The organism is Streptomyces sp. SS7, assembly GCF_037993025.1.
Lineage (GTDB): Bacteria > Actinomycetota > Actinomycetes > Streptomycetales > Streptomycetaceae > Streptomyces.
Map to the genome: position 1 here is coordinate 6,121,110 of NZ_CP141223.1, position 13,491 is coordinate 6,134,600.

5 protein-coding genes are annotated in these 13,491 nt (G+C 65.5%); 1 reads left to right on the plus strand and 4 read right to left on the minus strand.

Annotation, left to right across the window (positions count from 1 at the left end):
* The first annotated feature begins 154 nt into the window (after positions 1-154).
* Positions 155-790 carry an ATP-binding protein gene (locus U5640_RS28355; RefSeq protein ID WP_340378723.1) on the plus strand — a complete coding sequence of 212 codons (636 nt, stop codon included), beginning with the start codon at positions 155-157 and terminating at the stop codon, positions 788-790.
* Positions 791-799: 9 nt separating this feature from the next.
* On the opposite strand, the gene drmB is transcribed toward U5640_RS28355, so the two are convergent.
* Genes drmB through U5640_RS28375 form a run of 4 tightly spaced genes read right to left on the minus strand, consistent with a single transcriptional unit; the run spans position 800 to position 12,526 of the window.
* Complete coding sequence (drmB, locus tag U5640_RS28360) at positions 800-2,638, minus strand: DrmB family protein (RefSeq protein ID WP_340378724.1); 1,839 nt, start codon at positions 2,636-2,638, stop codon at positions 800-802.
* Positions 2,635-5,880, minus strand: a complete 3,246-nt coding sequence (locus tag U5640_RS28365; protein ID WP_340378726.1) for a helicase-related protein — start codon at positions 5,878-5,880, stop codon at positions 2,635-2,637. The genes drmB and U5640_RS28365 overlap by 4 nt, the downstream gene beginning before the upstream one ends.
* Entirely contained in the window at positions 5,877-7,787 is a 1,911-nt protein-coding gene (locus U5640_RS28370) for a UvrD-helicase domain-containing protein (RefSeq protein ID WP_340378728.1), read from the minus strand. The genes U5640_RS28365 and U5640_RS28370 overlap by 4 nt, the downstream gene beginning before the upstream one ends.
* Positions 7,784-12,526: a DEAD/DEAH box helicase gene (locus U5640_RS28375; RefSeq protein ID WP_340378730.1), complete on the minus strand. Its 4,743-nt coding sequence runs from the start codon at positions 12,524-12,526 to the stop codon at positions 7,784-7,786. Before U5640_RS28375 ends, U5640_RS28370 begins: the two co-directional genes overlap by 4 nt.
* Positions 12,527-13,491: the final 965 nt, after the last annotated feature.

The following is a 13,491-nucleotide window of genomic DNA, read 5'->3' on the forward strand; positions in this document are numbered from 1 at the left end:
TCGGAAGTGGGAATCCCACGGTGCACATTGCATAAAGGGATGTGAAACCAGCACTCTGATGGCAACGCAACTCATCGTGATACCTCGTGACGCTGCGTGGCTTGCGGAGGTGTCGCCTGCGACGAGAGGGGATTTCGTGGGACAGGAAGCGTGCATGACGCGCAAACCGTGGGACCTTGCCTTCACCGCTGAGCCGACGGAGGTGGCCGCCCTGCGCCGGGTCATGCGGCTGCATCTGGGCATCTGGGGTCTGCATGAGGTCGCCGACGAAGCCCAGCTCTGCGTCAGCGAGTTGGTGTCCAACGTCATCACGCACGTCGGTCCCGGCACTCCGGCCACACTCGCGGTATCGATGAGCGGAGTCCATCTGCGCATCGAGGTCCACGACCCCGACACCCGCGCCCTGCCCACCCTCCTCGACGCGAACGTGGACTCGGAGGGCGGGCGAGGCATGGCCCTCGTCGACGCGATCGCCGACCGCTGGGGCGTCCAGCTCCGCCTCGATCGGAAGGTCACGTGGTGTGAGCTGGCGACGGGTCTTACGGCGCCGAACGGTCATGTGGCCGGGCCGGCCGTGCAGCGGGCCGAGGCGCTGTTGGAGGTCTACGCGGGCGCGAAACCGCCCCTCCTGCCCGGCCCGGGAAGACTGGGGAGGGCCGTGGCCGAGGAGTCGGTGATTACGGTCATCACGGACTTCCTTCACTGGCTTCGTGCGCACGGTTGCGACGTGGACGAGGCCTTGGACCTTGCTCAAACACGCTACGACGCAGAACTAGGTAGCTGCGGCTGACAAACTGGCCTACAGGTCGAGTACCTGGCGGAAGAAACCCACAGACGCATCCTCGGGAGTACCAACCAGGAGAGCTCGATCGAGGAGGCCGTTGTTCTGCTCACAACTGGTCTCAGGAAGCAGAACACACGCATGACAGGCCGCGAGATTGACGCTGCCTGTTCCCCCCGCCTCCGACTCGATGCACAAGGGATCGGCGCTGCACCACTCGGCGCGGTGCAACGCCGACCGCAGCGTGCGAACCAAACGATTCGGCTCACCTTGTGCGACCAGCCCGCCGAGGCTGCCCGCCGAATCGCTGGTTGCCGTGTAGATCAGCAGGCCTGCCATGGTCTCGTCGGCGTACAGGCGCTCCCGCAGGGAGGCAGCCGGGTAACCGGCCTCCAAGCTCCACTCGTTGATGAGTATGTGCGCCAACGTGTGCAGCAGGATCATGCGCGGCGTCGCGGGCGACGTCGGAACCGCCTGGGGGTCGGATGCACGCTCGCGCAGCAGCCGCGTGTGATTGTTGCGCATGCGCTCCACGCGGGCGGCGACGGTTGCATTGCGCGCCCAGGCATCCACGCTTTCCGCGTCCAACCGCAGGAAGACCCCTTCGCCCTGCACTTCCATGGCCGGTAGCCAGTCCAACTCGGCCAGCGAGAGCGGTGCTTCGTGGACCTCGATGTTGGAGTCGGGGGTGTGGACGCGCGAGAAGGACTTGAGAGCGCGGACCTCTCGCAGGCGCTTCACAAGCATGGGCGTCGTGAGCCCGAACGCCTCCAGGGCGTTGGAGGACTCCGTCGGGGCTTCGCAGATGAACTGCTCCTCGCGCGAGCTGTCCCGTTCCGCGTTGCCGGCACGGAGGCGTTCGTATTCTTGCTTACGCAGAGCGAAGTACCTGCTGTTGTGGTCGGCATCCTCTTCGAGGTCCGACTCCTCGTGCTGTTCGGCCTCCAGGAGGGCAAGTACGGCTTCGACGGGAATTACCTCGCTGCCTTTTGATGCGAGGGCCTTGAGGTAGATCTCCAGACCGGCCCGGTCGAGGGCGCCCAGATCGTCCCAGTGGTCTGCGAGGCGGGCGGCGAGACCATCGCTCCACGGGGGAATGGACAACGCGGACTTCACGATGGGCTGCCAGGCCATTGAAGAGCCACGCTGGAGCGTACGGGGGGTCTCGGTACAGGAGGTCTCTGCCGGCGCGTCCTTCAACCACGGCCGCGCGCCCGAGCAGCGGACGTGCAGCTTGGCCAGAGCATTCCGTCTGAAGGCGCCTTCCATGGAGACTTCAGGGATACCGCACGTGCACGATATCAGCACCGAGCGCAGAGAGGCGGTTCGGCCGGTCGTGCGCAGGCGCATTTCGCCACCGCACAGCCCCGATGCCCCCTCCTGTCGGTTGTCGCGGTGGGCCCACTTCCAGTACGGGAAGTCGTCGATGTGGCCTTTGGGGCAGGCAACCACAAAGCGCGACGGCACCAGGTCCTCCTGGCAGTCACCGCACTCGTTCTTCCCCGGAGGTGAATTGAAACCGCGCACGTGCTGGAGCGTGGTGCATTTGGGACACGAGTGCCAGAGCGGGAAGCGGCGGACATGAACGCCGTCCTTGCTCGTGTCGTCGGAGGCCGGAGGAAGACGGAAGGACTTCACGCCGAGGACGCGAGCGAGGCGGTGCTCGTGAATGCGAGGAGCCTCGGTGACGTTCCAGGAGTCCGTTCCGGCGACGATGAACGATTCGCTGTCGACGGCGACCATTGAGCCGACCCCGTACGTAGTGATCATCTGCGCTCGTCGGACGGATCCCTTGCGCTGGTAGCTGCGCTCGGGTGCACCCGAGCCACGGCGGCGACGAGCGGGGGGCGGGGTCATCGGGATGCCTCCATGAACAGAGCGGATTCCGCATCGACGTCGCGCAGGCTCCACAGAGTGGGCCACGACTCGTCGTTGGACTCGTCGTCGAACGCACAGAGCAGGGACGGCACTTTCCGGCCGCGCAAGGGCTCGTAGTAAAGCCCACCGTGCGCATCGGCTTCGTCCATCCACCAGTCGATGAACTCGTCAAAGGCCTGGGCGGTCGCGTCGCATTCCGTGCTGTAGCGCTCTCCGTCCTGCCCGCTCATGGTCCCCTCGACCCGGCTGAGAAGGATGTCGCGGATCCGTCCTCGGAGTTCGCTCTCGAAGAGATCGACTCGTCCGGCCCCTTCGTTGGGCCGAGCTTCGGGGATGAGAATCCGTGCTAGTGCGACGACGACGGCGTGCAGCCCGCGGTCGCGGGCGCGTGCGGAGAACGGTGTGACGGATGTCGACTCGACCTCGCGATAGAGGGCGGAGTGGAAGTGCAGGAAGTTCTCGTAGTGCGAACGATCCCTTGAACGCGTCGAGTTGAGCATCACGGCAACCAGCCCGGGATGACTGCGTCCCACGCGACTTGTCGCCTGGATGTACTCGGCCGTCGTCTGGGGCTGTCCCATCACGGCCATGAGACCCAGACGATCAACGTCGACACCGACAGAGATCATGTTCGTGGCCAGGAGGACGTCCACGGTTTCCTCGTGAGGCAGTCCGCGCTCGATCTGCTTGAGCCGACTCGGGATCTCGCTCGAGTTGGCGCGACTGGTCAGCTCGGTGAGCTCCAGGACCTTCCGCTTGGGGGTGCCGTCGCGTTCGGCCAGATATTCAAGATACGCCTCGACGTCGTCGTGCACCTGAAGCTCGGCAGCAGCAAGCAGACGCAGGCTGTTGAAGTAGCCGACGAGGCTCCAGTACGCGTCACGGACCGCCTCGGACGTGTCCATGCGAAGCGCCTGGTGCAGGAGAGAGGCGTACGTGCGGATCAGCAGCGTGGACTGACTGGTGCTGGGGGTGAGCAGGCCCACGTACTGGCGGCTGGCCTTCTTCTCGCGCGGTGTCTCGACGGCGAACCACGAGTCGCGGGCGTCCAGGCCCGCAGGCGGAAACTGACGGACCTCCCGGTCGAACAGAGCACGTCCCTGTTCGGAGGCACGGCGGATGGTGGCGGTGGAGGCGATCACCTTCGGTCGGTCGGCAAGCGCGTCCACCGCGGTCTCGTAGAGACCGGTGAGCGTCCCGAGAGGTCCGGAGATGAGGTGGAGCTCGTCCTGGACGATCAGTTCCGGGGGAGGGGTGTCGTCCGGCCGGTCCCGATTGAAGAGGGCCGCCGTCTGTTCACGCCACGGCATGGAGGCGAACTTGTCGACGGTGGCGATGACCAGGGTTGGACGGGCGTCGTAGACAGCTTCGTCCACCAGGTGCACCGGGAGTCCACCGGTGAAGTCGCACGTCGGGTCGGGGCAGCGGACGTGCATCCGCTTCGCGTTGTGGTCCACCTCGTACTGGTGGGCATCGAGCCGCGTACCGCACCACGGGCAGGCGTGCAGCTGTACGGGGTTCTTCTCCTGGAGAACCTTTCCCTTGCGGAGCTCCTGGATGCTGTCCTCGGCGACGCTCAGCTTGTTGGGGGTCGCGGACTGGCCGACCCACATACCGATGGAAATGGGCTCAGATCCCAACAGGGCCTCGTCCGCCTGGCGCATGAGTTCCATGGCGCAGATCAGGATCGTGGCGCGCTCGAACTGCTGCAGTGTGAGCAGCCGAAGCGTGTAGCGCATGAGGACGGTCACGCCGCCCCCGTTTTCCTTCCGGCGGATGCGCCGCAGGAAGGTTGTGAGCGCGATCAGCCCGAGGTACGCCTCGGTCTTGCCGCCACCGGTCGGAAACCACAGCAGATCGGCGAGCTTCCGGTCCGGGTGATCAGGGTCCACGATCCCTTCGAGGCACAGCAGCATGAACGAGATCTGGAAGGGGCGCCATCGGCTGGAGGCCGGGTCGGGAGTCCCGGCGCGCCCACCCTTCACCCAGGCGCTGCGAGCCCGCTGCTGTGCCATGGCGTCATTGGCGAGCCGGAAGGCGTGCATGACATCCGAGTCTTCGCGCAGGACGTCGATGCCACGCCTCATACGCCCCAGAGCGGTAGCACATGCCTTCAGCTGCTCCCGTGCGGCCTGCTCGAAGGAGGTTCCTGCCAGCGTTTCGGCCTCGGAACGTCGAGCGTCGATCCAGCGCTCGTACCCGGCGGCCAAGTCTTCGAGGGCCTTGAGCACGGCTGCGTCCGGAAGCTTTGCGATGCCCTGCATGGTGAGGGCGTCGCTGTCGATCTCCTCGTTGGAATCGGTGAGGAGCACTTCGTGTGTGGGCACGAACTCCGTACGCACCATCGAGACACGCGCTCGTTCTGCGTTCGGCGTTCCCACGGGCGGCGGTGTCCAGTTCCAATGGGCCGCGCAGCCGTGCCCCACGGCGAACGTCGGAGCGTGGCGGTGCAGCAGCCTGCTGGCCGCCTGTTCCTCGTCGACAGCGTTCAGCGTCGTGGGGCGCTCCACGAATGCCTTCTCGCCGGCAGGGGTCTCCACGGTGAGTCGGGGCTGAAAAAGGCTGAAAGCATCCTGCAGTTCGCGTTCACTGATGCGCTTGTCGTTGATGAGGGTGACGGTGATGGTCACTGTCCCGGAGGGGGCAGCGGGGCGCACCAGCGCACGCAGCGATACGTCTTCGGCCAGTGGCTCGAACTCCTGCATGCCGGGCCTGGTCACGTCGATGGTCACAGGACGCAGCGGCAGCCGGCGTCGGCGCCAGTGCTCAGACTGATCCTCCGTGCTGCGAGCCTGCGTACGCTTCGCCGAGACGACCCGACCCTCGATGTCGATCGGGTCGTACATGGCGGCCTCCGCCCGGACCGCCACCGCGGAGGATTCGGACGGATCGACAGCGAAGGTGAGGCCCATGGAAGAGGGCCGACGGTCGTTGGCGAGCGAAACGCCAAGCTCGTACCCCGTGTCCTCGGTGTCCGAATACGCCAGGATAGGGGCCTCGTCGGGCCCATCCGTCTCGAGGAGGCCCGCGACCCGTTCCTCCATGGCGTTGTCGTCGGCCGGGCGGGGAAACAGCACACCGATGGGGTACGTCGTGATCGGCGGGTCCTGAGTGAGGACCTCGTCCTCGGCACCGGGCCCGAGCAGGTCCCTGCGGAGCTGGTCGACGAGGCTCTGTCGGGCCGTGTAGTGCGCGGCGTGCCGACTCTCGGTGTTCGTCATCGGCCGTTGTCCTCCTGTGCGTTTCCACTCGACCTGTAGCGCCCCAGCCCCACCACGCGCGGGACAAGCCACACCCCATGATCCCCGAGGCCGGCGCGGGCACCGGATGCCGTGCTTCCGGCGACACTTTCCATGGCGTCGATACGAAGGCCGTGGATCTCGTCCGGCCAGCGGATGTCCCACGTCTTGTTGATCTTGAGCAGGGTGTGGAGGTCGCGGTGAAAGCGTTCAGAGGCCACGGCTATGGAACGTCCCTGGTGAAGGACGACGTAGGGCGGGCTTTGCTCGGCGCCGAGCGGCATGTCGTGCTCGCGACGGAGAACGACGGCGTCCCCGGAGCGGACCGTACCGGCCAAGTGTTCCTGGAGTGCGACGGCGTCATCCTGGAAGACATCCGTGCCGGGAGGATGCTCGGTGGACACGTCCGCCGCCGTGGCCTCGATGCCGTATCTCTCGTGGGGCTTCCAACCGCCCACATACCACCGATCGATGACGCGGTGGCGACGCAGTCGCGAGGTCTCGGGAGCAGCGAGCCGGTACAGGTCGTACCGAGCACGGGTCACGGCGACGTACAGAGCGCGGGCCTCGGCAGCAGGGTCGATGTGGGTGTGTCGCTTGCGAAGCTCCGCAAGGGTCGGCGGTTCGACGACGATGACCCTGTCGAACTCGAGACCCTTGGCGCGGTGGACGGTGGACACGATCAGATGGGCCGGTTCCGGAGCGGCGAGTTCGTCGGGGAAGCGACCTTCGGCAATCAGCCGGTGCACCCTTGCCAGATCCACCAGTCCACGACGGTCACGTGCGGCGCCTCGCAGGGAACGCCACAGGAGATCGACATCGGTGTCGGCAGGAACACCGACCTCCGCGACGAGTTCCCGGAACCGCTCCTCACCGAGCGCCGCCGTGCCGGTACGACGCAGCACACCGGCCACCCACGAGGGCACCGGCCTCTCACGCAGGGAGCGCTGCATTCGGTGCGGCACCTCGTGCTCGGACAGTGTCTGCGAGATGACAAGCGCTTGGGCGTTGTCCCGACACAGGATGGCCGTGGTGTCAGTATGGTTCCGGAGCGAGTCGAGCGTGAAGGGTGCACCGAGCTCTCCGAAGGACGGCAGCGTCAGCAGACGCGACCGCAGATCCTGGTACAGCGACTCGCCCGTGGAATCGCTGTCGGCAACCTTCGGGGACAATTCTTGAAGGGACGCGCCGACGGGCAGCGCGATCCGTGCCTCCTCCGTCGCCGCGCGGAAGTTGGCAGACAGATGGAGCTCCACCAGGTCGTCGAAGTACGAGGCACGCAGCCAGGCGAAGAACTCGTTGGTCTCGGCGGCTCGTGCATCGGGATCGGACACCTGAAAGCCGAAGATCGCCTGGGCGGCGTCGCCGACCAGGGTGAAGCCGCAGGAGTCCTGGAAGTGATCCAACAATGTCTCGACCATGTTGCGCCGATCGCCGACGAGATCCTGAACCTCGTCGATCACCACATGAGCCGGCGTGCCGGCCTCGGTGGACTCGACAGCACCCTTGACGATCGCTTGCTCCGCCTTCCGAATGCGCTCGTCGAACGAGTACTGGCTCCAGTCCTCGTCGGGGTATGCGGAGGTCAGCAAGGCGTAGGCCCAGGAGTCGAAGGTCTGAGCCCTCACTCTCCGCGCGTGATGGGCGTGCCTGCGGATTCTCTCCTTGAGCTCTCGCACCGCCGACCGCGAGAAACTGAGGACCAGGATCTCCCGGGCTTCGAGGGCGTCGTCCTCACGACTCATCAGGGCGTCGAGCCGCCGAATCAGGGTGTGCGTCTTGCCCGCTCCGGGTCCTGCGGTGACGAGAACCCGAGCGTCCCACGGTTGGTCGACGACAGCTCGCTGCTCCGCGGTGAGCGGCGGGCTGTCGGCGTATGCGCTGATCACTTGGTGCTCCACAGGTACTCGAACTGTGTGAAGGCCAGTGCCTTGCCATAGTTGGTGATGTTGTCGCGGACGTTGAGGATCAGGCAGGTGTCCTTGCCACCGTTGCGCGGCCCTCGGAGACCACGCCCGATCATCTGTTGGTAGACGTTCGGACTGTATGTCGGTCGCGCGACCACGACGGCCTTGGTGGCGGGTGCGTCGAAGCCCTGGGTGAGAACGCCGTAGTTGGTGAGGACGCGAAGCCGGCCGTGCCGAAAGTCCGTGATGCGGTTGAATCGGTCGGTGGGACTGGTCGCCGAATCGACCGCCGCCGAGCGGATACCTCGGTCGTTGAGCTTGGCGGCGAGGAACTTGGCATGTGCGACGGATGTGGCGAAGACCAGGACGGGCCATTCCGAGGGCATGCCAGCGATTTCCTCGACGATACGTCGGTTGCGGTCGTGGTCCTCGGCCAGGCGCTGCTCGGCGGCCTTCGACAGGACACTCAACTGGTCCGCACGCTCGACTTCGTCTTCGGTCAACTCGATCGTTCCGCCGGTCAGCTCGCGATGCTCGACCCGAGCCAACATTCCCAGTTCCTGGAGTTCGGCGTACGGGTCGCCGGAACTGAAGACACCGTCGTCGAGCCGCCGCCCGCCGAACCGCCGGATCAGACGACGGGTCTCGTCCTCGTTGGTATTGCGGAACGGCGTCGCGGTGAGACCCAGTAGATGCCGGTCCGTGCGAGAGGCCGTGACACCCATGGTTGCGAGGAGTTCCGTGTACTGCGGGGCAATCGCAACGTGGGCTTCGTCCACGATGACCAGCGCGGCATCGCGCAGCCACGCGTAGCTGTCGGTGTCGAGGCAGCTGCGCAGTTTGGCGTCCGTGGCGACCACGAGGTGGGGTCGATCACTCACCGGCCCCGCCTCGTTCGACGACCAGAGTCGACTGATCGCGAGAGGGTTGTCCGCACCGACCTTGGACCACACGAACTTCCAGCTCTGGACTGCCTGCTCGCAGAGCTCTTCCGTCTGTGCGATCCACAGGATCGGGCCGCCGATGTCACCGTCCTGCTTGATCCAGCGGATGACGGCTTCCGAGGCCACACGGGTCTTACCCGCACCGGTGGGCAACGACAGCATTCCCCGTTGGGGCTGGACGCGATCGAGCATGGCGAAGACGTTGGTGGCCAGACGCTCCTGGTAGTCGTGCAAGCGAGGGAATTCGCTCGGCCCGTCCACATCGATGCGCGGGGCCAGGGACGGTGCACGAGAGCCGGCGAAAGAGTCGGGGAAGCGAAGGTCGGAGACGAACTTCACCGCGGGAGTCATGCCGGTGAACGACGACGGCGCGTGGTTCGGATAGGCCGCCTGGAGATCCTTCACGTGGACCTGGAGCACACCGTCGCCGTGTGCGTTGTACGCCATCTGCGCGATGCGTTCCGAAGTGGGGTCTTCTCCGTCGGACTCGCTCTGCTCGCTGGCGAGGAGACCGGCGGGAAGGCGGTCACGCAGAGTCTCGGCACCCAACAGCAGGGCCAGCTTCTCCACGACCGTTTCGGCATCCCGCACAGCCTGGAGAGCGGCCTGGACCTTACGGTCCTGCTCCTGTTGCCGTTGCGCTTCGAGTACGGCCCGGCAACCGGCCTCGCCCAGGTTCCATCGGAGTTCCCGGTCGGCGGCCATCAGTGCTTCCAACGGCGACTTCGGGTCAAGGACCAGGACGGTGGTGCCCTGCAAGGCGCTCTTCAAGGGAGTGGGCTTGATGCCGTTGGGCGTGCGGGTCACCTGTTCCAGCTCGGAGCAGTTCAAAAGGGCGTAGTTGTTGATCTGGCTGCCGAGGCGTTGTCGCAACGCCGGATAGGCGTCACGCAGCGGGATCGGCTCGCCCGCCGGAACATGACGGATCTCCTTGGTGATCACGTCCGTGTACCGCAGCATTCCCCACTTCTCGATGAGGAGTTCGGCGTCCTCGGCCCTTTGAGTGAGCAGTGCCGGCAACCCCTCCGCTCTGAGCGCCCGGTACTCGTCGGATGTTGCGGCGACCGCGATCTCGCCGTCCTCCCGGCTGCCCCACGCGTCGCCGATGCGGCAGCGGGTCAGGACGTCCTCGGGGAAGGGAACGTCCAAACGACTCAACAGCACGTAGGTGTTGCCCACGAAGACATCGTCTTCGCTGAGCAGGAGCTGTTCGATGAGCCTTTCCCACTGGTCCTCGGGGACGGCGTCGACGGTGAGAGGCAACCGGAGTTTGCGTGCCTTCTCGGGACTGATGTCGGCGACGGGAAGGACATCGGAGTACGAGGTGAGCTGGGGCCCGACGGCTTCCGCTAGGCGCTTCACGCCCTGAGAGGTGGGTACCAAACCGTACCGGCGGACCATCCAGCGCAGTGGTGACGAGATCGCTCGGCGGGTCTGGGCCTGGGCACCGAACTGCATGGTCCACGCGTCTACGACGTACGCGTCCGGGAGGGCCTTGACGAAGGCCGCCTTCCCTTCGTCGGACAGCCGCAGCAACAGGTGCAGGGACTTGGCGACGGGTGACCCGCTCAGGTTCATCCGGGCGATCTGGGGGCGGTTGTCCCGGGGACCGAGTGTCCGGCAGTAGCTTTCGTACTGGTAGTTGCGGTACTCCTCGAACCAGACTTCCTCCTCCGGCCCATGTCCTCCGACCGGGCGGTCGTGCAGGCCGAACTCACGCAGGACTGCCAAGTCGTCCGAGTGGAACTTCACGTTCACCGCGACGGATGTGTCGCGCGAGCCGTCGTCAGGAACGATCGGCCCCGGCAGCAGACAGTCGTACATGGGGTGGAAGCGACCGTCGATCGTCTGTGCGCGCAGGGTCTTCAGCGGCTCCGGGAATCGGCGCCGCACCTCGGCGGTGACGTGCGTACCGCCTGCGCTGCGGAAGAGTTCCCAGAAACGTGTCCAGTCGCGCGGGCCGTACGACTCGAACCCTTGGTCCAGAACTCCGGCGAAACGACCTCGGTCGTCGGCCTCGCGGATTCCGACGGCGCTGAGGGCAGTCTGCAGCTTCGGATCGTCGGAGAGTTTCGGATCGACGTAGACCAGGTCGTCCTTGAGGCCGTCCTGCACGACGCGGCGCCAGACCTTGTTGGGCACCGGAGGCACCATCCCGTGGGACTCGGTCAGGACGAAACGTGCCTTCCGAGCCTCGTCCACGAACGGCGAGCCTGCCGCGATCATCTCGGCGAAGATGCGGATCGCGGTGGCCGAGGCCTCGGCTGTTCCGTCGCCGACCAGGGCCTCCAACCATTCGCGCACAGTGGCACGCGGGTGCTTCGCCTCGCTCAGGATGTGCTCGACCTTGCCGGACCGCAGGCGGCCCGTGGTGTCCACGGAAGGGTGCACCCAGTTCGAGGGGCGACCAGGGTAGGAGCTCCACATGCGGAGCCAATCGGATTTGAGGATCTTCGTGGCATCCTTGCCCTCGACCGGCGGGAAGCGCAGATCGCGAGGTACGCGAAGGACACCCTCCTGGTCCGGCAGGGAGGGAAGCTGGGCGGCCAGCTCCCAGATCTTCCGGGTCAACAGCAGGTCGGCCCAACTGACGGTCTCCGACTCGCGGGGGCGGCCCGGCAGGAATCCCAGATATGCGGCGGGATCATTCGGCGGCGAGAGATGAGGCAGCGACTCCACAACCAGGCGGGCTGCCACCTGGATCAACTCCCTGTTGAAAGGGGTGGAGTCGAGCAGGTTCTGACGGTCCTCGTTTGTCTTCCAGGCACCGTTGAGCGCGCCGCTCAGGGTCATTTCATACTTGGTCGGGAAGAAGGACCAGAACCGTCCTCGCCCCCTGGGCGTGGAGAACGGAGGCTCCCCCGTGTACTCCGGGACGGCCCAGGCGATGTCGATCGTGCCCCGGTCGTGCATCTCGCCGGCACTGCGGCGGGCTTCCTCAGTTGGTCTGTGCGTAAGACCGAAGACCTTCCACCGGCTGCTGGCTGCCCCTCCGCCCGGTCGCCACTCCTGGATCGTGCGGTTGAAGCCGTCCTGGCCCACAGTGATCACGCGCCGCACCTTGCTGCGCCCGTTCCCGATCCGTCGGTCTTCCAGCGTCACGGTGCTCACGTGCGGCGAGAAGAGCTGGAAGAGAGCGGGGAACTCCTCCTGCTCGGGGTCCTCCTTGGCGAGGTAGATGTCCTTGCCAAGGCGGTCGGCCTTGCCTTCCAACAGGCGAAGACGAACCACAGTGGTCGCCCAGCCCAGCAGCTCGTCGAGCACGGGGTCGGAGCGACGTTCCGCGGCTTCGTCCAGGGGACGGGCCATGCGGAGCACGGGGGTCTCCACACCGGAGGCCGACTGGACACCGATGGCCCGACAGATTTCAGAATGGGACCAGTCACGGTCGAAACCGAAACTTCCCGACGTGCTGAAAAACTGAGGTGCGTCCGTTACGACGAGCACCGACTTCACACCAACACCGAATCGACCGATCTGGCCACCGCGTTTGCGGGAGACGCTCATCCGCAGGATGGTCTCGGCGCCGTCGGGTGTCACTTCCGTTCCCGTGTTGGCGCAGTACAGATGGGACTCGGTCAGTACGACATGAACCTTCCCGCCCGGTTCGTTCGCGATTTCGTCAGCTGCGTTCTGGACAAGCTCGAAAAGTTGCCTGTCCCCATACCCGCCCTGCGCGATGCGACGTTCCCCATTGGCGTGTTCCTGGACCAGCCCGGGGTCCACACGGTAGGTCTCCAGTACGCGTTCCGACTGCTCGAGAATCTTGGCGATCACGGGGGTTGCAGACGAAGCGCTCGACAACGGCTGCTGGCTCACAAGAAGTCCGTTCTGTTGGTGATCGAAGATGCCGGGGCCGGCGGATTCCGTGCACGACGGCACAGCCGACCCCGGCGGGTGGAAGGCGTGGGGGGGAGAGAAGATCTATATGACCGGCCCGAGCGGCTAGCGAGACGGGAAGTCGAAGATGATGACGACAGTGACGCGGTCTCGGGTCCCGCGGTTCCGCGGCGAGTCACCCGGCCGGGTGGTCTCGTACGCACGGGAGGAAGGGGACGTGGGGCCGCGACGGGTGCGGCGGCGGGTCGCGCGGATACGGACCGTGGCAGTGACGGGCGCCGGGGACGAACGACGGTCGGCGCGAGCGACGATCTTCCGGTAGGCCATAATGGTGGCGAAGCTCCGCCCGTGCGTGTCCAGGTATTCGGACTTCAGGACAGGATCCTCAATCGAGTCGTACTCGGCGAGGATTCGACGCATTCTCGCGATTTCGGGCGAATCTGAATTGGATCCGGAAGGGTCGTCAAGGTCACTGCTCACGGCAGTCCCCCTATGGGTGTTGTTGAGATCGGTTATTCGTGCTTGGGCGGTGCGGAATTACGATCCTGTTGGCGTGCCGGGGGTGTGGGCACAGCAAACTAGGCCGCTCCGAGCCGTAACGGTTGTTTCCCGTGAGGCTACGGGGGCCATGCTTCAAACCGTAGAGGTTCCGACAAGGGCGCCGCAACATCGTTTCTGCGTCCTCTCGGATCTCTACATTCGGAATTCGGGACTCCGGATCGAGGGGCATCCCGTCACGAAAGCGGATTTAAATCATCAGAAATGGGCGAATGGGGAGGAGTTGACCCATGGGGTCCTTCTGGTGGGAGGCTCCTCCGAGCTTGTCAACAAGAATTGTCGCGATCTCCAAGTGTCAAATTCCGCGTGCTAGAGTGGCTCTGACCTGGAGCTAGCGTGGTGGG